At 41.3% G+C, this 25,363-nt stretch carries 23 protein-coding genes and 1 other RNA gene; 21 read left to right on the top strand and 3 right to left on the bottom strand.

Annotation, left to right across the window (positions count from 1 at the left end; genetic code table 11):
• Nucleotide 1: 1 nt before the first annotated feature.
• From mraY to pepC, 10 genes are all read left to right on the top strand, one after another.
• Nucleotides 2–994 carry a phospho-N-acetylmuramoyl-pentapeptide-transferase gene (gene mraY / locus AC6IZR_RS08530; RefSeq protein WP_497848438.1) on the top strand — a complete coding sequence of 331 codons (993 nt, stop codon included), beginning with the start codon at nucleotides 2–4 and terminating at the stop codon, nucleotides 992–994.
• 133 nt (nucleotides 995–1,127) lie between these two features.
• Nucleotides 1,128–2,471, top strand: coding sequence for a DEAD/DEAH box helicase (locus tag AC6IZR_RS08525; protein ID WP_070659694.1), 1,344 nt, complete (start codon nucleotides 1,128–1,130; stop codon nucleotides 2,469–2,471).
• Between the two features lie 196 nt (nucleotides 2,472–2,667).
• A complete protein-coding gene (locus AC6IZR_RS08520) occupies nucleotides 2,668–3,468 on the top strand; it encodes an amino acid ABC transporter permease (protein ID WP_049498839.1) in 801 nt (266 codons plus the stop codon).
• Nucleotides 3,468–4,211, top strand: a complete 744-nt coding sequence (locus AC6IZR_RS08515; RefSeq protein ID WP_003014934.1) for an amino acid ABC transporter ATP-binding protein — start codon at nucleotides 3,468–3,470, stop codon at nucleotides 4,209–4,211. Before AC6IZR_RS08520 ends, AC6IZR_RS08515 begins: the two co-directional genes overlap by 1 nt.
• An 81-nt stretch (nucleotides 4,212–4,292) precedes the next feature.
• Nucleotides 4,293–4,520: a DUF4059 family protein gene (locus tag AC6IZR_RS08510; protein ID WP_003003995.1), complete on the top strand. Its 228-nt coding sequence runs from the start codon at nucleotides 4,293–4,295 to the stop codon at nucleotides 4,518–4,520.
• A gap of 58 nt (nucleotides 4,521–4,578) precedes the next feature.
• Nucleotides 4,579–5,490: a thioredoxin-disulfide reductase gene (gene trxB, locus AC6IZR_RS08505; protein WP_049514923.1), complete on the top strand. Its 912-nt coding sequence runs from the start codon at nucleotides 4,579–4,581 to the stop codon at nucleotides 5,488–5,490.
• 140 nt (nucleotides 5,491–5,630) lie between these two features.
• On the top strand, nucleotides 5,631–7,091 hold the full coding sequence (locus AC6IZR_RS08500; RefSeq protein WP_497848437.1) for a nicotinate phosphoribosyltransferase: 1,461 nt from the start codon (nucleotides 5,631–5,633) through the stop codon (nucleotides 7,089–7,091).
• Nucleotides 7,088–7,912 (top strand): NAD(+) synthase, encoded by an 825-nt coding sequence (gene nadE / locus AC6IZR_RS08495; protein ID WP_003010362.1) that lies wholly within the window; start codon nucleotides 7,088–7,090, stop codon nucleotides 7,910–7,912. The genes AC6IZR_RS08500 and nadE overlap by 4 nt, the downstream gene beginning before the upstream one ends.
• Nucleotides 7,913–8,318: 406 nt before the next feature.
• Complete coding sequence (locus AC6IZR_RS08490; RefSeq protein WP_256263224.1) at nucleotides 8,319–8,846, top strand: GNAT family N-acetyltransferase; 528 nt, start codon at nucleotides 8,319–8,321, stop codon at nucleotides 8,844–8,846.
• 67 nt (nucleotides 8,847–8,913) lie between these two features.
• Nucleotides 8,914–10,248: an aminopeptidase C gene (gene pepC / locus AC6IZR_RS08485; RefSeq protein ID WP_272108649.1), complete on the top strand. Its 1,335-nt coding sequence runs from the start codon at nucleotides 8,914–8,916 to the stop codon at nucleotides 10,246–10,248.
• Nucleotides 10,249–10,397: 149 nt separating this feature from the next.
• On the opposite strand, the gene pbp1a is transcribed toward pepC, so the two are convergent.
• Nucleotides 10,398–12,512: a penicillin-binding protein PBP1A gene (pbp1a, locus tag AC6IZR_RS08480; RefSeq protein ID WP_021154545.1), complete on the bottom strand. Its 2,115-nt coding sequence runs from the start codon at nucleotides 12,510–12,512 to the stop codon at nucleotides 10,398–10,400.
• Nucleotides 12,513–13,106: a Holliday junction resolvase RecU gene (gene recU, locus AC6IZR_RS08475; protein ID WP_003010355.1), complete on the bottom strand. Its 594-nt coding sequence runs from the start codon at nucleotides 13,104–13,106 to the stop codon at nucleotides 12,513–12,515.
• 64 nt (nucleotides 13,107–13,170) lie between these two features.
• Between recU and AC6IZR_RS08470 the strand changes: the two genes are divergently transcribed.
• The 5 genes from AC6IZR_RS08470 to AC6IZR_RS08450 all read left to right on the top strand — a co-directional run bounded on the left by AC6IZR_RS08470 (nucleotide 13,171) and on the right by AC6IZR_RS08450 (nucleotide 17,151).
• Nucleotides 13,171–13,698 (top strand): SLOG family protein, encoded by a 528-nt coding sequence (locus AC6IZR_RS08470; RefSeq protein WP_497848436.1) that lies wholly within the window; start codon nucleotides 13,171–13,173, stop codon nucleotides 13,696–13,698.
• Nucleotides 13,699–13,767: 69 nt separating this feature from the next.
• Nucleotides 13,768–14,109: a cell division regulator GpsB gene (gene gpsB / locus AC6IZR_RS08465; protein ID WP_049473359.1), complete on the top strand. Its 342-nt coding sequence runs from the start codon at nucleotides 13,768–13,770 to the stop codon at nucleotides 14,107–14,109.
• Between the two features lie 16 nt (nucleotides 14,110–14,125).
• Nucleotides 14,126–14,491: RNase P RNA component class B (gene rnpB / locus AC6IZR_RS08460), an RNA gene on the top strand.
• Nucleotides 14,492–14,557: 66 nt separating this feature from the next.
• Nucleotides 14,558–15,715, top strand: a complete 1,158-nt coding sequence (locus AC6IZR_RS08455) for a THUMP domain-containing class I SAM-dependent RNA methyltransferase (protein ID WP_497848435.1) — start codon at nucleotides 14,558–14,560, stop codon at nucleotides 15,713–15,715.
• Between the two features lie 11 nt (nucleotides 15,716–15,726).
• Nucleotides 15,727–17,151, top strand: a complete 1,425-nt coding sequence (locus tag AC6IZR_RS08450; RefSeq protein ID WP_150905424.1) for a cell division site-positioning protein MapZ family protein — start codon at nucleotides 15,727–15,729, stop codon at nucleotides 17,149–17,151.
• 77 nt (nucleotides 17,152–17,228) lie between these two features.
• On the opposite strand, the gene AC6IZR_RS08445 is transcribed toward AC6IZR_RS08450, so the two are convergent.
• Nucleotides 17,229–17,711, bottom strand: a complete 483-nt coding sequence (locus tag AC6IZR_RS08445; protein ID WP_497848434.1) for an S-ribosylhomocysteine lyase — start codon at nucleotides 17,709–17,711, stop codon at nucleotides 17,229–17,231.
• Between the two features lie 234 nt (nucleotides 17,712–17,945).
• On the opposite strand from AC6IZR_RS08445, the gene AC6IZR_RS08440 reads away from it, so the two are divergent.
• The 6 genes from AC6IZR_RS08440 (at nucleotide 17,946) to rsmB (ending at nucleotide 25,355) form a co-directional block, all read left to right on the top strand.
• Complete coding sequence (locus AC6IZR_RS08440) at nucleotides 17,946–19,553, top strand: ribonuclease Y (protein ID WP_497848433.1); 1,608 nt, start codon at nucleotides 17,946–17,948, stop codon at nucleotides 19,551–19,553.
• Nucleotides 19,554–19,660: 107 nt separating this feature from the next.
• On the top strand, nucleotides 19,661–20,293 hold the full coding sequence (gmk, locus tag AC6IZR_RS08435; protein ID WP_049496152.1) for a guanylate kinase: 633 nt from the start codon (nucleotides 19,661–19,663) through the stop codon (nucleotides 20,291–20,293).
• A gap of 25 nt (nucleotides 20,294–20,318) precedes the next feature.
• On the top strand, nucleotides 20,319–20,633 hold the full coding sequence (gene rpoZ / locus AC6IZR_RS08430; RefSeq protein WP_003010339.1) for a DNA-directed RNA polymerase subunit omega: 315 nt from the start codon (nucleotides 20,319–20,321) through the stop codon (nucleotides 20,631–20,633).
• Between the two features lie 63 nt (nucleotides 20,634–20,696).
• On the top strand, nucleotides 20,697–23,105 hold the full coding sequence (locus tag AC6IZR_RS08425; protein WP_497848432.1) for a primosomal protein N': 2,409 nt from the start codon (nucleotides 20,697–20,699) through the stop codon (nucleotides 23,103–23,105).
• A gap of 11 nt (nucleotides 23,106–23,116) precedes the next feature.
• Complete coding sequence (gene fmt, locus AC6IZR_RS08420; RefSeq protein ID WP_497848431.1) at nucleotides 23,117–24,052, top strand: methionyl-tRNA formyltransferase; 936 nt, start codon at nucleotides 23,117–23,119, stop codon at nucleotides 24,050–24,052.
• Complete coding sequence (gene rsmB, locus AC6IZR_RS08415) at nucleotides 24,042–25,355, top strand: 16S rRNA (cytosine(967)-C(5))-methyltransferase RsmB (protein WP_497848430.1); 1,314 nt, start codon at nucleotides 24,042–24,044, stop codon at nucleotides 25,353–25,355. Before fmt ends, rsmB begins: the two co-directional genes overlap by 11 nt.
• The last annotated feature ends 8 nt before the right edge of the window (nucleotides 25,356–25,363 follow it).

Here is a 25,363-nt window from a genome sequence, read left to right as displayed (position 1 = left end):
GATGTATATTGCTACGATCCTTGTATCGTTTCTATTAACAGTGGCTGCTATTCCAGCCTTTATTCGATTTTACCATCGTGCTCATATTTCTGGGCAACAAATGCATGAAGATGTGAAACAGCACAAAGCGAAAGCTGGCACTCCGACAATGGGTGGAGTGGTGTTTCTCATTACAGCAGTTCTAGTTAGTTTTGTCGTTACCGTATTGACTGGAAATTTCACGCGCCCTGTTCAACTTACTCTATTTATCTTGATTCTATATGGAATTGTTGGTTTTTTGGATGACTTTTTAAAAGTTTTTCGTAAGATTAATGAAGGGCTCAATCCAAAGCAAAAATTAGCTCTTCAACTCGTTGGTGGAATCATCTTCTATGTTTTTTCTGAACGCCACGGTGCAGGAAGCCTTTTGAATGTCTTTGGTTACGATCTTTACTTGGGCCATTTCTACATTCTCTTTGCTTTATTTTGGTTGGTTGGTTTTTCAAATGCTGTCAATTTGACAGATGGGATTGATGGATTAGCCAGCATTTCCGTTGCCATTAGCCTGAGTGCCTATTCCTTTATTGCCTATATGCAAGGAAAATGGGATATTCTCTTTGTCACCTTAAGTATGATTGGGGCCTTGCTTGGATTCTTTGTCTTCAACCACAAGCCAGCTAAAATCTTTATGGGAGATGTCGGTAGTCTTGCTCTTGGAGGGATGCTTGCAGCTTTGTCAATGGCTCTGCATGTAGAGTGGACCCTGCTCTTGATTGGTCTGGTCTATGTCATTGAAACAGGTTCAGTGATGCTACAAGTGACCTATTTCAAATGGACCAAGAAACGGTACGGGGAAGGACGTCGGATTTTCCGAATGACTCCTTTCCACCATCATTTAGAACTGGGCGGCCTTTCTGGTAATGGGCAAAACTGGTCAGAATGGAAAGTGGATGCCTTTATGTGGACCATTGCCTTTGTAACAAGTGTCGTGACTCTTGTTCTTCTCTACCTATAAAACGACGGTGGGCTTGCCCATCGTTTTTTGCTGACTGAGAGAGACTTCGCTGGTTAGGAAAAATGACTCATAAGAGAAGCAAGAAGACAGCTTTTCTGATATAATAATAGAGATCATGAAAGGAACTGAGAAAATGAAATTTACAGAGTTTAATTTTAAGCCCTATATTCAAGAGGCACTGAAAGAAATCAATTTTAGAGAAGCAACCGAAGTACAGGAAAAACTAATTCCGATTGTCCTAGCTGGAAATGATTTGGTAGGAGAGTCAAAGACAGGTTCTGGGAAAACCCATACGTTCCTCTTACCGATTTTTCAAACCTTAAATGAAGACAGTGAGCAAGTTGAAGCGGTCATCACGGCTCCTAGTCGGGAGTTGGCGACGCAAATTTACCAAGCTGCTCGTCAAATCGCTAGTCATTCTGACAAAGAGATTCGGATTGTAAATTATGTTGGAGGAACGGATAAAAGCCGTCAGATTGAAAAACTGCAGGTCAAACAACCACATATCGTGATTGGAACTCCAGGCCGGATCTACGATCTAGTTGCATCTGGTGATCTGGCTATTCATAAGGCCCATACTTTTGTGGTAGATGAGGCGGATATGACACTGGACATGGGATTCTTGTCAACCGTGGATAAGATTGCTTCAAGACTTCCGCAACAACTGCAATTTTTAGTTTTTTCAGCCACCATTCCGCAGAAATTACAACCTTTCTTGAAAAAATATCTCTCAAACCCAGTCATGGAGCAGATTAAGACCAAGACGGTGATTTCAGATACCATCGATAATTGGCTGGTTTCGACCAAGGGTCGGGATAAAAATGAGCAAATTTACCAATTGACCAAGACCTTGCAACCTTATTTGGCTATGATTTTCGTTAATACCAAAACGAGAGCAGATGATCTCCATGCCTATTTAGTGGCTCAAGGATTAAAAGTGGCGAAGATTCACGGAGATATCCCACCACGTGAACGGAAACGGATCATGAATCAGGTTAAAAATCTTGATTTTGAGTATATTGTGGCCACAGATTTGGCGGCGCGTGGAATTGATATCGAAGGGGTGAGTCATGTCATCAACGATGCCATTCCACAAGATCTTTCCTTCTTTGTTCACCGTGTTGGCCGGACAGGACGCAATGGTCTACCAGGTGTCGCTATTACTCTTTATCAACCGAGTGATGATTCAGATATCCGTGAACTAGAAAAAATGGGCATTCGTTTCGTACCGAAAGTGTTGAAAAATGGGGTTATTGAAGATACTTATGATCGGGATAGACGGGCCAATCGTGAGAAAAAGCAAGAGAAACTCGACATCGAAATGATTGGTCTGGTGAAGAAGAAAAAGAAAAAAATCAAACCAGGCTACAAGAAAAAAATTAAATGGGCAGTTGATGAAAAGCGGAGAAAAGCTAAGCGAGCTGAAAACCGTGCGCGTGGTCGGGCCGAACGAAAGGCCAAACGTCAAACTTTCTAACCCCTTCTTTCACATGTTCAGAAGAAAACATAGATTTTCTTTATGAACTCCATAAAGAAAAACTATTAGGAACTTGTCTAAAATTATGATAGACTAAATTTGAGTAGTCTATCATTTTTCTATTTCTGTAGCAATTTTTGGAATTCCGATAGTGAATGTGATAGAATGTTTATGTTCGAGAAAGGAAGTAACAAAAATGTTTACAACTAATCTTTTAACTGCCAACTGGTATGCTGACTTTTTAAAACACGTTCCAGATAGCAAGCTGTTTAGTTTGAGAGCTGTATTGGATGCATTTCCGGCTGTCATAGGAAAATTGCCTGTAACGATTTTATTAGCCCTAGGAGGCGCATTTTTTGGGATTATTTTTGCCATGATTTTTGCTCTGGTCAAAATTAATCGTGTACGAATTCTTTACCCGATTCAAGCTGTTTTTGTCAGTTTTTTACGGGGGACTCCTTTGTTGGTTCAGTTGATGTTGACCTATTATGGGATTCCTCTTATTTTAAAAGCGATCAATCAGTCTTATGGAACAGCTTTTAATATTAATGCCATTCCGGCTGAGCTGTTTGCAATTGTTGCTCTTGCCTTTAATGAGGCGGCTTATGCGAGTGAGACCATCCGGGCAGCCATTTTATCAGTGGATCCTGGTGAAATTGAGGCAGCGCGTAGTCTTGGGATGACCAACCGTCAAGTTTATCGCCGGATTATTATTCCCAATGCAGCAGTCGTTGCAACTCCTACTTTAATCAACTCTCTCATCGGATTGACCAAGGGGACTTCGCTAGCCTTTAGTGCCAGTGTGGTTGAAATTTTTGCCCAAGCACGGATTATTGGGGGGAGCGATTTGAAGTACTTTGAACGCTTTATCACGGTATCGATTGTTTACTGGATTGTGAACATTCTCATTGAAATACTAGGCCGTCACATTGAACGTCGACTGGATATTGAGACTCCCGTAGCAATTGATTTACCAGATCAGGAGGTCCGTATCTAATGATTTATATTTCAGAATTATCAAAGACATTTTCAGGTCAAAAGGTTTTAAATAATCTCAGTTTGGAAATTCAAAAAGGGGAAGTCGTGGCCCTAATCGGGTCTTCGGGAGCTGGTAAATCAACCTTCTTACGCAGTTTAAACTATTTGGAAGCACCAGATAGCGGTAGAATTAAGATTGATGATTTCGAAGTTGATTTTGAGCACATTAGCCAAGATCAAATCTTGACCTTAAGAAGAAAATTGGCCATGGTTTTCCAACAGTTTAATTTGTTTGGTAGAAAAACAGCTCTTGAAAATGTGAAAGAAGGGCTCATTGTTGTGAAGGGCTTATCCGATCAAGAAGCAACGAAAATTGCTCGAGAAGAACTAGCAAAAGTCGGTTTATCGGATCGTGAAAATCACTATCCTCGTCACCTCTCAGGTGGACAAAAACAACGGGTGGCTTTGGCCCGTGCTTTGGCCATGAAACCAGAAGTTCTTTTGCTGGATGAACCGACTTCAGCCTTGGATCCAGAATTGGTTGGAGAAGTTGAAAAATCCATTGCCAATGCTGCAAAATCAGGACAAACCATGGTACTGGTCAGCCATGATATGTCTTTTGTAGCGCAAGTAGCAGATAAGGTCCTATTTTTGGATAAAGGACGGATTATTGAATCTGGAACACCAGAGGAAATCATGCAACATCCAAAAGAAGAACGGACAAAAGAATTCTTTGCTAGTTACAAACGGACCTATGTTTGATATAATAGAGGAGAGGTAAGACTCAGCTGGCGATGCTAGCTGGGTTTGTTTTCTGAAAATGTAAAAATATTTGGAGTCGTGATGTTAAATAAATTATTGTCCTTATATTTACAAAGTTTAGTGACGACAACGATTTTAGTTGGGATCGCTTCTTGTATTTGGATTGGCTACCGTGCCCTTAAGAAGAAAGATAAAACAGCCAAGCAACGACAAGCCCATTTGTATGATATCCTCTTAATTGATATCATGACGATTCCTATTTTAACCTTTGCGGTCATAGGGATTTTGTTTATCTTTCAAGCACGATAATTGCAAAAAGACCGTGTTAGAATTATAATGGTTACAACAAAACAGAAAGAGGTTGAGTATGTTTGATACAGTGATTATTGGAGCAGGTCCTGCAGGGATGACTGCTGCCCTTTATGCAGCACGAAGCAATTTAAAAGTCGCATTGATTGAGAGAGGAATTCCAGGTGGTCAAATGAACAATACGTCTGACATCGAAAACTATCCTGGCTATGCGAATATTAGTGGCCCAGACTTGGCTGAAAAAATGTTTGAGCCTTTAGAAAATCTTGGCGTGGAACATTTGTTTGGTCAGGTAGAGCGTATCGAAGACCTTGGAGCAACCAAAAAGATTGTCACAGATGATGGGGAATTTGAAGCTAAAACCGTGGTGATTGCAACAGGGTCTAACCATCGTTCATTGAATGTCCCTGGCGAAGAGGAGCTGAATAGTAGAGGGGTTTCCTACTGTGCTGTTTGTGATGGAGCTTTCTTTAGAGACGAGGATCTCTTGGTCGTTGGTGGAGGTGATTCTGCGGTAGAAGAAGCTGTTTTTTTGACTCAGTTTGCAAAAACAGTGACCATTGCCCATCGTCGTGATCAATTGCGTGCCCAAAAAGTTCTTCAAGATCGTGCCTTTGCCAATGATAAAATTCACTTTGCTTGGAATACGGTTGTTGAAGAAATTAAGGGTGAACAAAAAGTAACGTCTGTCCTTTTAAAAGATGTGAAGACAGGAGAGGTTAGAGAGCAAGCCTTCGGTGGTGTCTTTATCTATGTCGGTTTAGATCCTGTCAGTGATTTTGCGACAGAACTTGGTATTTTAGATGAAAATGGCTGGGTGGTCACGGATGATCATATGAGAACCACAGTCCCAGGTATTTTTGCAGTTGGCGATGTTCGTCAAAAAGATTTGCGTCAAGTGACGACAGCAGTCGGAGACGGTGCGATTGCTGGCCAAGAAGTTTATAAATATATCACAGAAAACTTTTAATCCAAAAAAATCTGAGCTTCCTGTCTCAGATTTTTTTCATGCTTTCCTTTCAGTATTCAATAGGGCTGAAATGTGCTATAATGGTACTAATTTTATGGTAGGAATTCATAGAACAAATCAATAAAAAAAGAGGTATACATATGTATCCAGATGACAGTTTAACTTTGCATACTGATTTATACCAAATCAACATGATGCAAGTCTATTTTGATCAAGGTATTCACAATAAACATGCCGTATTTGAAGTCTATTTTCGTCAACAGCCTTTTAAAAACGGCTACGCAGTATTTGCTGGCTTAGAGAGAATTGTGAAATACTTGGAAAACTTGTGCTTTTCTGAGAGCGATATTGCCTATTTAGAGTCACTTGGTTATCATGGGGCCTTCTTGGAATATCTCCGTGATCTCAAGCTGGAACTGACGGTACGCTCGGCTCAAGAAGGAGACTTAGTCTTTGCCAACGAACCAATTGTTCAGGTAGAGGGCCCTCTAGCCCAGTGTCAATTGGTGGAAACAGCTCTCTTGAATATCGTCAACTTTCAAACCTTGATTGCCACAAAAGCTGCTCGTATTCGTTCAGTCATTGAAGATGAGCCTTTGATGGAATTTGGAACCCGTCGTGCGCAAGAAATGGATGCTGCCATTTGGGGAACTCGTGCGGCAGTCATCGGAGGTGCCAATGGAACTAGTAATGTACGTGCAGGTAAGCTCTTTGGAATCCCAGTTTTAGGAACTCATGCCCATTCTCTTGTACAGGTTTATGGAAATGACTACCAGGCCTTTAGGGCTTATGCGGAAACCCATAAAGATTGTGTCTTCCTCGTCGATACCTATGATACGCTTCGTATTGGGGTACCAGCAGCTATTCAGGTAGCACGTGAAATGGGAGATAAAATCAATTTCCTAGGCGTCCGGATTGACTCAGGAGATATTGCCTATATTTCTAAAAAAGTTCGCCAGCAATTAGATGAGGCTGGGTTTACAAATGCTAAAATCTACGCTTCTAATGACTTGGATGAAAATACCATCCTCAACTTAAAAATGCAAAAAGCAAAAATTGATGTTTGGGGTGTAGGAACCAAGTTAATTACAGCTTACGATCAACCAGCGCTTGGAGCGGTATACAAAATTGTCTCTGTTGAAAACGAAGCAGGAGAGATGATCAATACCATCAAGCTTTCCAATAATGCAGAGAAAGTTTCTACTCCAGGTAAAAAGCAAGTCTGGCGGATTACGAGCCGTGAAAAAGGTAAGTCAGAAGGGGACTACATCACTTATGATGGAGTAGATGTTTCACAACTGACAGAACTTAAAATGTTCCATCCAACTTATACCTACATTAATAAAACAGTCCGAAACTTTGAGGCCATTCCTCTTTTAGTGGATATATTTAAAGAGGGTCAATTGGTTTATCAACTACCAACATTATCAGAAATTCAAGAATATGCTCGTAAAAATTACGATCAATTATGGGATGAATACAAGCGCGTCCTCAATCCACAGCATTACCCAGTTGACTTGGCCAAAGATATTTGGCAGGATAAGATGGACCTGATCGAGGAAATGCGTAACAAGGCCAATGGAGAAGGAGAAGCAAAATGAGTTTGCAAGAAGAGATTATCCAACAATTGGGTGTCAAGCCTAGCATTGATCCTCAGGAAGAGATTCGCCGCTCGGTTGATTTCTTAAAAAGATATCTAAAAAAACATCCCTTCTTGAAAACATTTGTATTAGGGATCTCAGGAGGGCAAGATTCAACTCTTGCTGGACGATTAGCTCAATTGGCCATGGAAGAAATGCGCGCAGAAACAGGAGATGCCTCCTATCAATTTATTGCCGTTCGTCTTCCTTATGGGGTACAGGCAGATGAAGCAGATGCACAAAAAGCATTGGCCTTTATCCAGCCGGATGTTAGCCTGGTTGTGAATATCAAGGAGTCTGCTGACGAAATGGTACGAGCAGTAGAAGCGACTGGAACAGAGGTTTCTGATTTTAACAAAGGCAATATTAAGGCTCGCAGTCGCATGATTGCTCAGTATGCTCTAGCTGGAGCACGTAGCGGAGCGGTGATTGGGACGGATCATGCTGCAGAAAATATTACTGGTTTCTTCACAAAATTTGGAGATGGTGGTGCAGATATTTTGCCCCTTTTCCGTTTGAATAAACGCCAAGGAAAACAATTGCTTAAGGCTTTAGGAGCCGATCCTGCTCTTTATGAGAAAATCCCAACAGCAGATTTGGAAGAAGAAAAACCAGGAATAGCAGATGAAGTAGCGCTGGGTGTCACCTATAATGAAATCGATGATTACCTAGAAGGCAAACAAGTGAGCCCAGAAGCTCAAGCCACTATTGAAAAATGGTGGTACAAAGGCCAACACAAACGCCACTTGCCAATCACAGTATTTGATCATTTTTGGGAGTAAAAAGGTCCAGTGGACCTTTTTAGCCCGAGTCTTAAAATAGGAGAACGAGGAAGAAATCGGTAACTCGTAGAGTTCGATTTCGTAGTCTCACCCCCGCAAGGCTGTCTAGATTTGAAAGGTGCTCAAAGAGCTCCGTTCAAATCAGCCAGCTACTGCGTCAATGTATCATTGAAAAGCTCATGGATGAGGTGGATACAAATAGAATTTTTCTATTAATACTAGACAGAAATCGGTAATTCGTAGAGTTCGATTTCGTAGTCTCACCAGACAATATTGTGAAAAGCATCAAAAAGAAGGGCGGTTTCATCCGTCCTTTTCTTCTAGATTAAAATAACCAACTTGCAAAGTTCAAGTTGCATAAAAAAATGAAGGGAGACAATCTATGAATCATCTTTGAAGTCTTGTCATAGAGACAGAGCATTTATACTTGAGGCCTTTCGTTTTGGAGGATGCACCAGCGATGTTTGAAAATTGGGCTTCTGATCCTGAAACCCTGAAATATGTCACCTGGGATGCCCATGCATCTTCTGAGAGAACCAGAGAATCGATCAAAAGATGGATCGAACAGTATCTTAAACCAGATACTTATAAATGGGCGATCTGTTTGAAAACATTACCGGATCAGGTAATTGGAGATATTAGTGTGGTTTCTCAAGACCAGGAAAGTCAATCATGCGAGCTAGGTTATATCCTTGGCAAGAAATTCTGGGGGCAGGGATTCATGACAGAAGCCGTCATAGCTGTTTTGGAATTCTTATTGAACAAAGTCGGATTTAAAGAAATCAAAGCCACTTATGTCAGTTTAAATCCTGCTTCAGGGAAAGTCATGGAAAAGGCAGGAATGCAGTATGTAGAAACCATCCCTCATGCCATTCAACGCAAAGGATATTGTGGGGATAAAATCATCTATTCTATACAGAATCCCTCTCTATAGGGTGATTTTTACTTGAAGATTCTGCTCAAAGGATTATAATAGTAAATAACGAAAAAAGGAGATTGCTATGTCAGAATTAACGAAAGAATTTACAGACCAGCTCTATGCTAATTATGAAGCAAATGTGAAATATGCGGCTCTTGAAAATGCTGTTACCCACAATGGGATCCATGCATCGCTTGAAACGCGCAAGAGTGCAGTAGAAAATACACCAGTTTTTTCACTTGATTTGACCAAGGATAAGGTGACAAACCAAAAAGCATCTGGACGTTGTTGGATGTTTGCGGCTTTAAATACCTTCCGTCACAAGATGATTTCAAGCTTCCAATTGGAGGATTTTGAATTGTCTCAAGCACATACTTTCTTTTGGGATAAGTATGAAAAATCAAACTGGTTTTTGGAGCAAGTGATTGCTACAGCGGACCAAGAGTTGACCAGCCGTAAGGTGGCTTTTCTCCTACAAACTCCACAACAAGATGGCGGTCAATGGGATATGGTGGTATCCCTCTTTGAGAAATACGGAGTGGTTCCAAAATCAGTTTATCCAGAATCGATTTCTTCAAGCAATAGCCGGGAATTGAACACCTACCTCAATAAACTCTTGCGTCAAGATGCGCAAATCTTGCGTGATTTGATTCACTCAGGCGCAGATAGTGAGGCAGTTGCGAGCAAGAAACAAGCCTTGTTGCAAGAAATCTTTAACTTCTTGGCTATGTCTTTAGGATTGCCTCCGCGTGAATTTGACTTTTCATACCGTGATAAGGACAACCAATTCCATAGCGAAAGTGGGTTAACTCCACAAAGCTTCTACAAAAAATATGTAGACCTTCAATTAGACGATTACGTCTCTATTATCAATGCCCCAACTACAGACAAGCCATATGGAAAATCTTACACCGTAGATATGCTGGGCAATGTGGTTGGTAGCCGTCCAGTCCGCTACCTAAATGTTCCAATGGATCGATTGAAAGAATTAGCCATTGCTCAAATGAAAGCAGGAGAAACTGTCTGGTTTGGTTCAGATGTAGGCCAAGTCAGCAACCGTAAAGCGGGAATCCTGGCAACAGATGTCTACGATTTTGAAGCAGGCATGGACATTTATTTGACACAAGACAAGGCGGGTCGCTTGGACTATGCAGAAAGCCTCATGACACACGCTATGGTCTTGACAGGGGTTGATTTAGACGAAGCAGGTCAGTCTCGTAAATGGAAGGTTGAAAATTCATGGGGAGACAAGGTCGGTACAGATGGTTACTTTGTGGCTTCTGATGCTTGGATGGATGAATATACCTATCAAATCGTGGTTCGTAAAGAATTCCTAACAGCAGACGAATTAGCATCCTATGAAGCAGAACCAATTGTCCTAGCACCGTGGGATCCAATGGGAGCTTTGGCAAAATAATGATACAGAAAAGAGCCGAAAGGCTCTTTTTTTATATACTCAAAAATAAAAAAGCTGGGAAGTCTAACTAACTAAATAAGATTTTATTCGTTCTGGTTTTTTAACCATTGTTAAAAAAAGCCGGGCGAAAAGCCCGACTTCTATATTATTTATTCGTTATGATTGTTAGAGTCTTGCGAAGAAGGCTCAGATGGTTTAGATTGATTTTCTTCGTTCGAAGAGCTAGACGATGGTTCTTCATACGAATACTGATCAGTGGAATAACTTGGCTCATAGTAGTAGTTATTGTAGTTGTTCTTACCATTGTTTAAGTAGAGATAAGAACCACTTCGATACAGTCCACTTGGTTGCGTCCAATCCGTATGACCAGAGTTATTATTATTAGCAAGATAGAGCATCATTTGACGGTAGACATCCGTTGCGACCTGTATTCCATTATCCAATACTGGTGTAAAGCGATTGGAATAACCTGTCCATACTGCCATGGCATATTCAGGAGTGTAGCCTACAAACAATTCATCCGGTGTTACAATATTTGAATAAGCATTTTTTGTCAATTTACCGATTTCGTTATCAGCATAGTTTGATGTACCTGTCTTACCAGCTTGGTAGATTCCCGAAATGGCAGCATTTGTACCGGTACCAGACAAGAGAACTGTCTTCATCATATCTGTCATCATGTAGGCAGTTGTTGCTTTCATTGCACGAGTTCCTTCGGACTCAAATTCCTTGGTTGTGCCATCACTAAAGACAACCCGACTAACATAGGATGGTTTGTAATAGGTACCGCCATTGGCAAAAGCAGCATAGGCAGCTGCCATTTTCTCACTGCTGGCTCCGTATTTGTTGCTAGAATCGCTAGTGTTACTCGAGATAGCGTTGGCGTAAACCATTTCTGGGTAATCGATCCCTAATCCATTGAGGAATTTCTTAGCTTGTTTAAGACCAACTTTTTCCAGGGCCTTCACCGCAGGCACGTTACGAGATTGTTGAATTGCGTAGGTAATGGACATGCTACCATAGTATGAACGGTCCCAGTTGTAGACAGGCGTTGATGAATGAGGGAAGTTGTATGGCGCATCTGTTGTAGTAGCTGCTGTAGAGGTATATTCCTCATGTTCAAGAGCTGGTGCGTAATCTGTGATTGGTTTCATTGTTGAACCCCAGTCACGGTTCGTTTCAACCGCTTGGTTTGTACCAAAGGAAACATTGCTGGATTGGTGACGAGAACCCAGCTGAGCAATGACTTTACCAGTATTGACATCAATAACGGTAGAAGCTACTTGCATTTCATCATCCGGGTAATTGACATATTCATCTGTATTGTAGATATCCCATAGTTTCTTTTGAGCTTCTGTATCCACGTTTGTATAGACATCCATTCCGGTTGTCAACAAATTGTAGCCCGTTTCTTCTTCGACTTGCTCGATCACTTCTTTTAGGTAATTATCCATATAGGCTGGGTAACTGCTTGAAGAACTGAGACTTTGCAGACCATCTGTAACAGGTGTATTGACCGCTGCTTCGTATTGTTTGTTAGAAATGGTCTTCATATCGAGCATTTCTTTTAATACTAAGTTTCGGCGCTGTTGCGCTGCTTCAGGATGGGAGTATGGATCGTATTGGTTTGGTGCTTGGGGCATCCCCGCAAGGAGTGCCAATTGAGGGAGCGAAAGATCTTTTAGATCTTTTCCGTAATAACTTTTCGCAGCTGTCTGCATTCCGTAGTTCCCATTCGCCATAAATACTTTATTGACGTAATAGGTCAAGATTTCTTGTTTGGTTGCTTTCTTTTCTAGTTGGGTTGCTAACCAAGCTTCTTGGATCTTACGAGAGAGGGTACGGTCAGAGGCTGAAGTGGAGAAATAGGTTAACTTGATCAATTGTTGCGTCAAGGTTGACCCACCTTGACTTCCTCCTCGTAAGTTGTGAAGGAAGGAACCGCCGATCCGAATGATGTCGACCCCACGGTGATTGAAGAAACGGTGGTCTTCAATCGCAACGATAGCATTGACCAAATCAGTAGGGATTTCATTGGCTGTGACATTGATTCGTTTCTCAGCTCCCAAATCCGCGATCAAGTTATTTTGGTTGTCATAGATCTTACTAGATGTTGTTGCAACCAAATCTTTTTCAGACAAGGTTGGTGCTTTCATAGCATAGTAACTAAATATCAGTCCACCGAGGACAAATAAAAGTAAGAAAAATGAAATGGCTGCGATGGCAACATATTTCAACCATTGAATGACTGTTTGTTTATTCATTTAAATACCGCCTAGAAGTTTCTGTTCGATAATATCAAGATAAGGAACGCTTGGAAGACGATTCTTATCTACTAGAAAGCCGTGCTCCTGAATATAGGAGAGGGGCATGGATTTACTACCATGATCGATGTTGTAATAGTGAATTAATGCAGGAGCAGGAAGTAAGTAGGTTTCACTCAACTTTGCAAAATGCAAGAGAACGAAACAGATACCGCCTTGCTGAACAACTGCCTCCATATGATCGATTTGATGTTGATGAAAATTTTTCATCGGCATGGATTGCTTTTGCTGTGTTTCCTTCGCTTCAAAATCGATATAGCGTCCCTTGTATACTCCAGAATAGTCCGTCGTTGAGGCTTGCCTGAAATAGGCTTCAACAATCTTTGCCCGACTGCGACGTGGATAATCCACTTTCACGATTTGAATCGGTGTTGGTTTTTTATGGATGACTGCTAGACCTCGAGAAAGATAGTATTGATTGCTTTCATTGATCATTTTTTCAAATGTCATCCCACGATTCGCAAAGTCGACTGGATGTTTCCTTTGTGTAGAGACCAAGGTTTTTTTGGCTACTTTATGTGGATAGTTGACCATAGTTCTCCTTATTGGTACAATTACATCACTCTATTATATCATAAATTAGAATAATGAGGAAAAAATGAATACCATACTTGTTGCAGGTTATAAGAGTTTTGATGTGGGAGTCTTTTCCAATAAAGACCCTCGACTGACCATTATCAAAAAAGCCATTGAAAGAGATCTTCGTCGTCTATTTGAAGAAGGAGTGAAATGGCTGGTCTTTTCTGGTAATTTGGGATTTGAGGCTTGGGTACTAGAGGTCGCCTTTGCATTAAAAAAAGATTACGATTTTCAAATGGCGACGATCTTCCTATTTGAGAATGTTGGCGAAAATTGGAATGAAGCCAATCAGGAAATGTTGGCACGTTTCAAACAGGTGGATTTCGTGAAATATGCTTATCCTCACTATAGCAATCCGGGTCAATTAAAAGAATACAATCAGTTTTTGATAGATAATGCGGATGGAGCTTACCTTTTTTACGATCCAGAAAATGAAACCAATTTAAAGTATCTTTACAAAATGATGCGAGAAAAAGAACTATTTTATGTCAAAGAATTAAGTTTTGATGACTTAAATGAACTTGCTGAAAATTTTTACGAAAACTAAGTGTTATACCTTGATTTTTCTTACCAATTTTTTATATAATTGAGATGATGAACTAGATTGGAGAGAGTAATGGCAAGTATTATTTTTACTGCGAAAGATATTTTTGATCAAGATTTCAAACGAGAAGTTCGTGGTTATAGTAAAGATGAAGTAAATGAATTTTTGGATGATGTCATAAAAGACTATGAAACCTATGCTGCTTTGGTGAAGGAATTGCGTGAAGAAAACGCACGCCTTCGTGAAGAACTTGCCCAAAAAGCACAGGAAACACCACAAACATCTCCAATTGCTAGTACAGCTACGCAAGAATTCCCGCAAGTGACAACAGCGACGAACTTTGATATTCTTAAGCGACTCAATCGTTTGGAAAAAGAAGTTTTTGGGAAACAGATCGTAGATCGCGATTATTAATCCCATAGATCGTGCAATTTTTGGATAATCGCGTGGGAGAATGCTCTCATGAGGAAAGTCCATGCTAGCACAGGCTGTGATGCCTGTAGTGTTTGTGCTAGGTGAATCCATAAGCCTAGGGACTTGGTATTCAAGTTACGGCGAGTGAAGGAGCTAAGTCTAAGGATAAGCTCTAGTAGCTCTGAAAGTGCCACAGTGACGTAGTTTTTAGGGAAACCTAAAAAGTGGAACGCGGTAAACCCCTCAAGCTAGCAACCCAAACTTTGGTCGGGGCATGGAATGCGTGGAAACGAACATAGCATTCTGACTGGAAACAGTAGACAGATGATTATCGAAGGAAATGGTACCTAGTCATTTCTGGAACAAAACATGGCTTATAGAAAATTGCATATAGGTTGATGAGGTGGAGAGAGATCTCAACCTCCTTTTTTAAAGTGATAGGAATAAGATGAAAAAACAATTTGAATTGATTGCAACGGCTGCTGCTGGTCTAGAGGCAGTTGTTGGTCGAGAACTACGCGATCTTGGCTACGATTGCCAGGTTGAAAATGGACGGGTTCGATTTCAAGGGGACCGTCGAGCAATCATCGAGACAAATCTCTGGTTGCGCGTGGCTGATCGAGTGAAAATTGTGGTTGGGACTTTTCCAGCCAAAACATTTGAAGAACTCTTTCAAGGTGTCTTTGCTTTGGATTGGGAAAATTATTTGCCTTTAGGAGCACGTTTTCCTATTTCTAAGGCTAAATGTGTCAAATCAAAACTGCATAATGAACCTAGCGTTCAGGCCATTTCGAAAAAAGCAGTGGTTAAAAAGTTACAAAAACACTATGCCCGACCAGAAGGGGTTCCCTTGATGGAAAATGGGGCAGAGTTCAAGATTGAAGTATCGATCCTTAAAGACCAAGCCACCGTCTTGATTGACACGACTGGTAGTAGCCTCTTCAAACGTGGCTATCGGACCGAAAAAGGGGGAGCCCCTATTAAGGAAAATATGGCGGCAGCCATCCTTTTGCTGTCAAACTGGTATCCAGATAAGCCCTTGATTGACCCCACATGTGGTTCTGGTACGTTTTGTATTGAGGCGGCGATGATTGCTAGAAAGATGGCACCTGGATTGCGTCGGACCTTTTCTTTTGAAGAATGGAACTGGATGGATGATCGCTTGATTCATGAAGTTCGTCAAGAAGCGAGCAGGAAAATCAATCGTGAGATCGAATTGGATATTATGGGAACCGATATCGATGCACGGATGGTTGAGATTGCTAAAGAAAATGCTCAGAAAGCGGGCGTTAGCAATGACATTACTTTTAAACAAATGCGAGTCCAAGATCTCCACTCAGATAAGATCAATGGGGTGATTATTTCTAACCCTCCATATGGAGAACGCTTATCTGATGATGAAGGCGTGACGAGATTGTATACTGAAATGGGGCACGTATTTGCACCTCTCAAAACCTGGAGTAAATTCATCCTAACCAGTGATGAAGGTTTTGAATCTAAATTCGGTAGTAAAGCAGAAAAAAAACGAAAACTTTATAACGGAACCCTTAAAGTTGATCTCTACCAATATTTTGGGGAACGTGTAAAAAGGCAGATAAAGGCATAGAAAGGATTTTTATGACAGAGAAGGATAAAAAGCCATTAGAGCAAGAAACAGAATCAATTTTAGACTTTGAAGATGCTAAAGAGATGACGATTGGGCAGGCCAATCGAAAGGCAGAAGAAATCGAAGCAGGTGTAACTGAAGGTGATAATGTCTTAGACAAATACATCAAACAACACCGGGCAGAAATTGAAGCTGAAAAATACGATACAAAAATTTTGGCCAAAGAAGAATTGGCTAAAGCTGAAGAGTTGGCAGCTTCAGAAACAGTTGCTGAAGTAGCTGAAGCAGTGGAGGCACCGGAAGTAACGGAAACAGTCTTGGAACAAAGGCCTGAAATGGATGCTATCTCAACTGAATTACCTGCTAAGATTAAATTTGGCCCCACACCAACTGAACCAATTGTAGAAGCTGAGGAACTTCCTGAGGAAACACCAAGCAATGCGGGCAAACGAATCAAAGCGGTTCTATACTCTGCCTTAGGTCTTGCGATTGTCGGTTCGGCCATTTTTGTGACCTATAACTGGATGCACAGTCGTGGAAAATCTGGTGGTACAACTGTTGTATCGTCTTCATCTAGCAAGTCATCTTCTACTTCTAAATCAAGTAGCAGTGAAACACAGGCTCAAAAATTGGAAGAGTTTACCAAAGCCTACGATGCCTTTTTTGTAGATGAATCAAAAAGTGCTCTTAAAAATGATAAATTCGGAGACTTGGAAAATCTGAAGAAACTGCTGGACAAATTAGAAGGAAGCAGTGATTATAATGCGGCTAAAACAAAATATGAAGACCTTGTCAAGCAAGTTTCTGCCATTCAAAAAGTGAATTCTCAATTTAGTTCTCCAGTCATCAAAGATGGAGTTCTTGATGCAACTGCCAAAGCGAAAAGTGATGCGACCTTTGCAGAAACAAAGACAGGCAATGAAAAATTAGATAGCTTATTGAATGAGGCGGTTGCGCAAGGACGTTCACAACAAGTTGCGACACCGGCACCAGTGACTGGAACAGGTGGTACAGATACTTCTAATGCAACCCCAGCCCCAGCTCAAGCAGCAACGCCTACGGCCCCAGCTGTCAATGCTGCTACAGGTAGTGCAGGAACGGCAAACCCAGGCTATTCAGGGTACGGTCTTCCAAGCGATGGTGTCCCACTTCAGCGGAACTTGAGTCGTGTGCCATATAACCAAGCAGCTATCAATGATGTCAATAACCCAGCTTGGGTATTTGGTGATGGGATCCTTGAAAAAGTATTGAATATTGCTCGTAAACGTGGACATATCACTGGCAATCAATACATTTTAGAGCGTGTCAATATCATTAACGGTAATGGCTATTACAACCTCTTCAAACCAGATGGAACCTATCTCTTTAGTATCAATGCCAAAACGGGTTATTTCGTAGGAAACGGAAAAGGTCATTCAGATGCTCTGGATTATTAATGCTTGATCAGACATCCCCTTTTTGGGAAAAATGACAATAAAAAAGGATGAACCTATGGTTCATCCTTTTTTTAGTCTTAAACAAGATGACGTTCAAATGGATCGTCTGAAATTCCTTGATTTAGAATCAGGCGACACCATTCTTTGGCTGAAAAGAGGCTGTGATCCTTGTAATTTCCACAAGACTCAATGGTTGTGCCTGGAACATCCTCCCAAGTGCTGACAGATGCAATTTCTTCTAAAGATTCTTTAATCACTTTAGCAATTTCCGTACTTGAATGCTGTCCCCACATGATCATATGAAAACCAGTGCGACATCCAAATGGGGAACAATCAATCATACCATCGATGCGTTTGCGAATAAGCATTGCAAGAAGGTGCTCGATCGTGTGGAGCCCTGCCGTTGGAATCGCATTTTCATTGGGTTGCACCAGACGAATATCGAAGTTAGAGATGCTGTCTCCTTTGGGTCCAGTTTCTTCCCCAATCAAGCGTACATAGGGAGCCTTCACAGCTGTGTGGTCCAATTCAAAACTTTCAACAATTACTTCTTTTGTCATACTCAAATCCTTCTTTGTTTTTCTTGATTATAGCATAAAAAAGCAGATTCAACAAAGTCGAAATAAATGAATATCTCACAGAGGTTCCATGAAAGAAAAGACGATAAAAGGACAAGCATTAAGCAAAAATATAAAAGGTTTTTCCTGTTTTTTTAGATTGTTAATTTTAGTAATTTATGGTAAAATGTAAAAGAATTTTTAATTCAACTAATTAAATAGATTTGGGGTAAAAGCATGAATTTTGTAATTACAGGTGTTTTTGCCGCGGTCATTGGTTTAGTCATTGGATATGTGGGAACTGCTCTTAAAATGAAAGCTTCAAAAGAAGCTGCGGAACTCACCCTTTTGAATGCTGAACAAGAAGCAACGAATTTACGTGGACAGGCAGAACGCGAAGCCGATTTGATTTTAAAAGAGGCGAAGCATGAGTCAAGTTCACTTAAAAAAGAAGCACTTTTGGAGGCAAAGGAAGAAGCCAGAAAATATCGTGAAGAGGTCGATGCTGAGTTTAAGTCAGAACGACAAGAATTGAAGCAATTAGAAAGCCGTTTGGCAGAACGTGCTAGCAATCTTGATCGCAAAGACGACATTTTAACAAGCAAAGAACAGTCTCTTGAACACAAAGAGCAAAGTCTTACAGATAGAACTAAACACATTGATGCGCGTGAACAACAGCTGGAAGAGCTTGAACACAAGAAAGTAGAAGAACTGGAACGTGTCGCTGCTCTAAGTCAAGGAGAAGCGCGTGACATTATTTTGAATCAGACGGAAGATCAACTTTCAAAAGAAATTGCATCACGAATTCGTGAAGCAGAACTGGAAGTGAAAGAACGTTCTGATAAAATTGCAAAAGACATTCTCGTACAAGCCATGCAGCGAATGGCTGGTGATTTTGTTGCAGAGCAAACAAACTCAACCGTTCATTTGCCTGATGATAGCATGAAGGGCCGGATTATTGGGCGTGAAGGACGCAATATTCGTACCTTTGAGAGCTTGACGGGGGTTGATGTGATTATCGATGATACGCCAGAGGTGGTGACCTTGTCAGGGTTTGATCCGATTCGTCGTGAAATTGCCCGTATGACAATGGAGAGCCTTCTCAAAGATGGTCGCATCCATCCAGCCCGCATCGAAGAGCTGGTTGAGAAGAACCGTCAGGAAATTGACAATCGTATTCGTGAATACGGTGAGGCCGCTGCTTATGAAATCGGTGCGCCAAACCTCCATCCAGATTTGATGAAAATCATGGGACGGTTGCAATTCCGTACATCTTATGGTCAAAACGTTTTGCGTCACTCCATTGAAGTTGCCAAACTTTCTGGTATTATTGCCAGTGAGTTGGGTGAAAATGCTACTTTGGCACGACGTGCAGGGTTCTTGCATGATATCGGTAAAGCGATTGACCGTGAAGTGGAAGGAAGTCACGTTGAGATTGGGACAGAATTGGCACGTAAGTATAAAGAACACCCAGTGGTTGTCAATACTATTGCCAGTCACCATGGAGATGTGGAGCCTGAAAGTGTTATCGCAGTCATTGTCGCTGCAGCGGATGCCTTGAGTGCGGCTCGACCTGGAGCACGAAGTGAGTCACTAGAAAGTTACATCAAACGTTTGCAAGATCTTGAAGAAATTGCAAACAGCTTTGAAGGAGTTAAGACAAGTTTCGCCCTTCAAGCAGGACGTGAAATCCGTATTATGGTTAGCCCTGAGGCAATCAAGGATGATAAAGTGACGATCTTAGCTCATGATATTCGTGAGAAGATAGAATCAAATCTTGAATATCCTGGAAACATTAAGGTTACCGTTATTCGAGAATTGCGTGCAGTAGATTACGCAAAATAAACGAAAAGCTTGAGATCTAGCATCTCAAGCTTTTTGAATGAAAAAAATCAGTTGAAAATTAGGCCGATTTTTGTTACACTAGATAGAAAGACATTGAAGGAGAAATCATGGCGGATCGTGGCTTATTAATTGTATTTTCTGGCCCTTCAGGGGTTGGAAAAGGAACGGTCAGACGAGAAATTTTTGAAAACTCGGACAATCAGTTTCAGTATTCTGTATCGATGACGACGCGTGCACAACGTCCAGGTGAAGTGGATGGTGTCGATTATTTTTTCCGTACACGTGAAGAATTTGAAGATTTGATCCGTCAAGGGCAAATGTTAGAGTATGCTGAGTACGTTGGAAATTACTATGGGACTCCTTTAACTTATGTGAATGAAACCTTGGACAAAGGAATCGATGTATTTCTTGAAATTGAAGTTCAAGGTGCGCTCCAAGTAAAGAAAAAAGTGCCAGATGCAGTTTTTATCTTCTTAACGCCGCCTGATTTGGAGGAATTACAAGATCGATTAGTGGGACGCGGAACAGATAGTGCAGAAGTCATTGCGCAACGGATTGAAAAAGCAAAAGAAGAAATCGCTATGATGCGTGAATATGACTACGCAATTGTGAACGATGAGGTTCCTCTTGCTGCTGAGCGTGTCAAACGTGTGATCGAAGCAGAGCATTTCCGTGTAGACCGTGTCATTGGCCATTATCTGGATATGTTACCAAAAACACAAACTATTGTGAAGAGATAAATAATTAGAAATTAGGTATAGGAATATGATGTTAAAACCTTCTATTGATACATTGCTTGACAAAGTACCATCAAAATATTCATTGGTCATTCTTGAGGCAAAACGGGCCCACGAATTGGAAAGTGGTGCAGTACCAACTCAAGAATTCCAATCAGTTAAATCAACATTACAAGCGCTTGAAGAAATCGAGTCTGGAAACGTAGTTGTTCACCCGGATCCAGAAGCAAAACGTGAAGCGCTTCGTCGTCGGATTGAAGCAGAGCGGATTCGCAAAGAAGAAGAAGAGCGCAAAATTAAGGAACAAATTGCCAAAGAAAAAGAAGATGGTGAAAAAATTTAAGGTTGGGGCTTCTCAATCTTATTTTTTGCTATTTAAAGGGTTCCGTGATAAAGTAAGGCTCATATGATAGAGGCTGGAGGTGAAAAAGTGATAGCAAAAGTCATCGTAGATGTCCCATTGATGCAGACAGATAAACCCTATTCGTATCAGATTCCATCAGAATTTGAGGATATGGTGGAGGCAGGTATGCGAGTTCATGTCCCCTTTGGTAAAGGGAATCGCCTCATTCAAGGGATTGTGGTAGACGTTGTAGAAGAGGCAGACACGAGCGAGGAATTAAAAGCGATTGTGGAGGTTTTGGATTACACTCCGGTCTTAAATCAAGAGCAGTTCTGGTTGGCAGATCAATTACGAAAAAGTGTTTTTTCTTATAAGATCACGATTTTAAAAACCATGCTTCCTTCTCTCCTCAATTCGAGTTATGATAAGATTTTGTATCCTCAACCTTCTTTAGAGCCCACTCTCAAAGTGAAACTTTTTGGTGAAAAAAATGAAGTTTCTTTTTCTTCTCTAGATGCGGCTGATCAAGCCCAAGTGATGCGGTTGGTCAGAAAAGGAGATTTGGTACTTGAATACAAGGCCAAGGATAAGAAACAAATTAAAACAGAAAAATGGTATCGCGTTAACCAGGAAGGATTAAAAGAACTTCAACCATCAGCGAGAGCTAAAAAAAGGCTAGCATTAAAAGAGCGCCTGTTGCTAGAGCAAGGGGAGCAACCCTTAGCAGGATTGTATCAGGATTTTTCACGAGAAGTAGTGGCTTATTTTATTGATCAGGGTGTTTTAGAAATTACAGAACGAGAAGTGAATCGGGCAGCTGCATACTATGAAGGAAAAGAACAGACCCAGGCTCTGCTTTTAAATTCAGAGCAAGCAAAAGCTGTCGAAACAGTAGTTTCTCAAATTGGGAAAACATCAAAGCCTTTTTTATTAGAAGGTGTGACTGGAAGTGGGAAAACAGAAGTTTATCTGCAGATTATTCAGGAAGTTCTAAATAAGGGGAAAACGGCTATTATGTTGGTCCCTGAGATTTCCCTGACGCCACAGATGACGGATCGTTTTATCTCGCGTTTTGGCCAGGAAGTAGCCATTCTGCACTCGGGTTTATCAAACGGTGAGAAGTATGATCAATGGCGAAAAGTTGAACGTGGGGAGGCTAAGGTAGTCGTTGGAGCGCGCTCAGCCATCTTTGCCCCTTTAAAAAACATCGGAGCCATCATCATTGATGAAGAGCACGAGGCTTCCTACAAACAAGATAGTAACCCACGCTACCACGCAAGGGAAGTCGCGGTCTTAAGAGCTCAGTACAATCAAGCAGTTTTGCTTCTTGGATCTGCTACACCAAGTTTAGAATCGCGGGCTCGTGCAACAAAAGGGGTTTATGAATTAATTCGTCTCACCCAACGGGCCAATCCGGCAGCCAAAATTCCAGAAGTTAAAGTCGTTGATTTTCGTGATTATATTGGTCAAAATGAAGCTGGTAACTTCACTCCGGTTCTAGTGGAAGCTATTGCTGATCGCTTGCAGAAAAAAGAGCAGGTTGTCTTGATGTTGAACCGCCGTGGTTATTCCAGCTTTGTCATGTGTCGCGAGTGTGGAACTGTAGATACTTGTCCCAATTGTGATATCTCACTGACCCTCCACATGGATACTAAAACCATGAACTGTCATTATTGTGGCTATAGCAAAGCGATTCCTCGACACTGTCCAAATTGCCAAAGTCCTTCCATTCGTTATTACGGGACAGGAACGCAAAAAGCCTATAATGAATTACAAGAGATCTTTCCTGAAGCTAAAATTCTGCGCATGGATGTGGATACCACTCGAAAAAAAGGGAGCCACGCAGCGATATTAGATGCTTTCGGGAATGGAGAAGCGGATATTTTGTTAGGGACGCAAATGATTGCGAAGGGGTTGGATTTTCCAAATGTGACGTTAGTGGGTGTCTTGAATGCGGATACTTCTTTAAATTTACCGGATTATCGATCCTCAGAGAGAACCTTTCAACTCTTGACTCAGGTGGCAGGAAGGGCCGGACGAGCAGAAAAAGAAGGAGAGGTTATCATTCAGAGCTACAACCCCCATCATTATGCGATTCGATTTGCCAAAGACCAAGATTATGAAGGTTTTTTTGCCTATGAAATGCAGATTCGCCGGCAGTTAGGCTATACGCCTTATTACTTCACAGTTGGACTAACCCTATCTCATAAGAGTGAGGAAATGGTGATGGAGAAGTCACATCAGGTCATGGAAATTCTCCGATCTGGCTTATCTGATCAGGTCCAAATCTTAGGACCAACACCTAAACCAATTGCACGCACACATAATTTGTATCATTATCAAATCATTGTGAAATATCGTTTTGAAGAAGGCATGACACAGGTCTTGAATCAAATCTTAGAATTTACACAAGAAAGAGGCAACCAAGATTTACGTGTCAGTATTGATAATGAACCTCAAAGTTTTATGTAAGGAAGAAAGAAATGACAAAATTAATTTTTATGGGAACGCCTGATTTTTCAGCGACGGTTTTAAAGGGATTGTTAGCAGATTCGCGCTATGAAATTTTGGCGGTTGTGACTCAACCCGACCGCAAAGTAGGTCGCAAAAAAGAGATTCGAATGACCCCGGTGAAGCAGGTAGCTTTGGAACATCAACTACCGGTTCTTCAGCCGGAGAAATTATCGGGTAGTCCAGAAATGGAAACTCTCTTAACCCTAGATGCAGATGGAATTGTGACCGCTGCTTTTGGACAATTTTTACCGACAAAATTGTTGGAGAACTTCCAGTTTGCGGTGAATGTCCACGCGTCTTTATTACCTAAATATAGAGGTGGAGCTCCCATTCACTATGCCCTGATCAATGGTGACGAAGAAGCTGGGGTTACAATTATGGAAATGGTCAAGGAAATGGATGCCGGAGACATGATTGCAGCTCGTTCTCTCCCAATTTTAGATGAGGACAATGTGGGAACTTTGTTTGAAAAATTGGCTGTCCTTGGACGTGACTTACTCCTAGATACTTTGCCAGCTTACCTGGCAGGGGAGATCAAGCCAAATCCACAAGATCCAAGTTTGGTCACATTTTCACCGAATATTTTACCGGAAGAAGAGGTTTTGGACTGGACAAAAACCAATCGCCAAGTCTTTAACCAGATTCGGGGAATGAATCCTTGGCCGGTCGCTCATACGTTATTAAATGGTCAACGCTTAAAAGTCTATGAAGCTGAACTATGCGAAGGAAATGGAAATCCAGGAGAAGTGATTGCTTTGACCAAAAAAGAGTTGCTGGTCGCTGCAGGAGAAGGCGCATTGTCCCTTAAAGTTGTGCAGCCAGCAGGAAAACCAAAAATGTCCATCACAGACTTTTTGAATGGCGCTGGCCGTCAATTGAAAGTAGGAGATCACTTTGGAAGTTAAACAAATGAATGCGCGTGAACAGATCGTTCGAGTGCTAGAAGAGGTTTTTGAGCAGGGAGCTTATTCTAATATTGCCCTAAATCAAGCGCTAGAACACTCTCAACTTTCAGATAAAGATAGAAGCTTTGTTACGGAAGTTGTATACGGTACTGTAGCACGGAAGATAACGCTCGAGTGGTATCTCGCCCACGTAATTGAAGACCGGACGAAATTAGATCCTTGGCTCTATTATCTTTTGATGATGAGTTTGTATCAACTTGTCTATTTAGACCGAATTCCCGATCATGCCATCGTCAATGAAGCTGTCCGGATAGCAAAACGTCGTAAAGAAGGCAGTGAGAAGTTTGTCAATGCTATTCTTAGAAAGCTCCTCCGCGAGGGACTACCAGCTATTGATACGATCAAGCGAAAGAACAAACGTTATTCGGTAGAGTATTCCCTACCCGTATGGTTGGTCAAAGCATTGATCGAAGAATACGGTGAAGAACGTGCTGGCGCTATTTTTAAGAGTCTCTATCAACGTAATAAATCCAGTATTCGTGTGATTAATCTAGACGAAAAAGAAGAGTTAGCGCAGCTACTCGAAGCAACCTCCTCTCTACTTGCTTCGTCCGCTCTCGTGAAAGAGCAGGGACATTTTGCGGCGCATTCCTTGTTTAAAGAAGGGCGCATTACTATTCAAGACGAGTCCAGTCAATTGGTGGCACCAGCTTTGGATTTGCAAGGAGACGAGTGGGTTTTAGATGCCTGTGCGGCTCCAGGTGGAAAGACGACCCACCTGGCTTCTTATCTCACAACTGGGAAAGTCACAGCCTTGGATCTCTATGACCATAAGCTCAAATTGATTCAAGAAAATGCTAATCGGCTCCATGTTGCGGACAAAATTTTGACAAAGAAGTTAGATGCGACAAAAGTTTTTGAAACATTTGGACCTGATGCTTTCGATAAAATTTTGGTGGATGCGCCTTGTTCAGGGATTGGTTTGATACGGAGAAAGCCTGATATCAAGTACAATAAAGAGAGTGCAGATTTTGTATCTTTACAAGCTATTCAATTGGCCATTCTGGATAGTGTTTGTCAAAGTGTGCGTAAAGGTGGTATAATAGTGTACAGTACGTGTACAATTATGGGTGAAGAGAATTTTGAAGTGGTGGACCAATTTTTGAAAAACCATCCAAATTTCGAACAAGTCCCATTGGATCACGAAAGAAAAGATATTCTTAAAAATGATTGTATCCTTATTACACCCGAATTATATGGAAGCGACGGCTTCTTTATCAGTCGTTTTAAGAGAATCTCATAATATCAGGA

This window comes from Streptococcus mobilis, from assembly GCF_059727625.1.
Note: the sequence above shows the minus strand (reverse complement) of the source record. Positions and strands in the feature narration are given on the sequence as shown.

Excerpts from the sequence above, each read along its gene's own strand:
- gmk (WP_049496152.1), top strand. The coding sequence starts at position 19,661 with ATGGCGGATCGTGGCTTATTAATTGTATTTTCTGGCCCTTCAGGGGTT.
- AC6IZR_RS08445 (WP_497848434.1), bottom strand. The coding sequence starts at position 17,711 with ATGACAAAAGAAGTAATTGTTGAAAGTTTTGAATTGGACCACACAGCT.
- AC6IZR_RS08520 (WP_049498839.1), top strand. The coding sequence starts at position 2,668 with ATGTTTACAACTAATCTTTTAACTGCCAACTGGTATGCTGACTTTTTA.
- gpsB (WP_049473359.1), top strand. The coding sequence starts at position 13,768 with ATGGCAAGTATTATTTTTACTGCGAAAGATATTTTTGATCAAGATTTC.
- recU (WP_003010355.1), bottom strand. The coding sequence starts at position 13,106 with ATGGTCAACTATCCACATAAAGTAGCCAAAAAAACCTTGGTCTCTACA.
- AC6IZR_RS08515 (WP_003014934.1), top strand. The coding sequence starts at position 3,468 with ATGATTTATATTTCAGAATTATCAAAGACATTTTCAGGTCAAAAGGTT.
- AC6IZR_RS08470 (WP_497848436.1), top strand. The coding sequence starts at position 13,171 with ATGAATACCATACTTGTTGCAGGTTATAAGAGTTTTGATGTGGGAGTC.
- rpoZ (WP_003010339.1), top strand. The coding sequence starts at position 20,319 with ATGATGTTAAAACCTTCTATTGATACATTGCTTGACAAAGTACCATCA.
- AC6IZR_RS08510 (WP_003003995.1), top strand. The coding sequence starts at position 4,293 with ATGTTAAATAAATTATTGTCCTTATATTTACAAAGTTTAGTGACGACA.
- pbp1a (WP_021154545.1), bottom strand. The coding sequence starts at position 12,512 with ATGAATAAACAAACAGTCATTCAATGGTTGAAATATGTTGCCATCGCA.
- pepC (WP_272108649.1), top strand. The coding sequence starts at position 8,914 with ATGTCAGAATTAACGAAAGAATTTACAGACCAGCTCTATGCTAATTAT.
- AC6IZR_RS08500 (WP_497848437.1), top strand. The coding sequence starts at position 5,631 with ATGTATCCAGATGACAGTTTAACTTTGCATACTGATTTATACCAAATC.
- AC6IZR_RS08450 (WP_150905424.1), top strand. The coding sequence starts at position 15,727 with ATGACAGAGAAGGATAAAAAGCCATTAGAGCAAGAAACAGAATCAATT.
- trxB (WP_049514923.1), top strand. The coding sequence starts at position 4,579 with ATGTTTGATACAGTGATTATTGGAGCAGGTCCTGCAGGGATGACTGCT.
- AC6IZR_RS08425 (WP_497848432.1), top strand. The coding sequence starts at position 20,697 with ATGATAGAGGCTGGAGGTGAAAAAGTGATAGCAAAAGTCATCGTAGAT.
- AC6IZR_RS08525 (WP_070659694.1), top strand. The coding sequence starts at position 1,128 with ATGAAATTTACAGAGTTTAATTTTAAGCCCTATATTCAAGAGGCACTG.
- nadE (WP_003010362.1), top strand. The coding sequence starts at position 7,088 with ATGAGTTTGCAAGAAGAGATTATCCAACAATTGGGTGTCAAGCCTAGC.
- AC6IZR_RS08455 (WP_497848435.1), top strand. The coding sequence starts at position 14,558 with ATGAAAAAACAATTTGAATTGATTGCAACGGCTGCTGCTGGTCTAGAG.
- mraY (WP_497848438.1), top strand. The coding sequence starts at position 2 with ATGTATATTGCTACGATCCTTGTATCGTTTCTATTAACAGTGGCTGCT.
- fmt (WP_497848431.1), top strand. The coding sequence starts at position 23,117 with ATGACAAAATTAATTTTTATGGGAACGCCTGATTTTTCAGCGACGGTT.
- AC6IZR_RS08440 (WP_497848433.1), top strand. The coding sequence starts at position 17,946 with ATGAATTTTGTAATTACAGGTGTTTTTGCCGCGGTCATTGGTTTAGTC.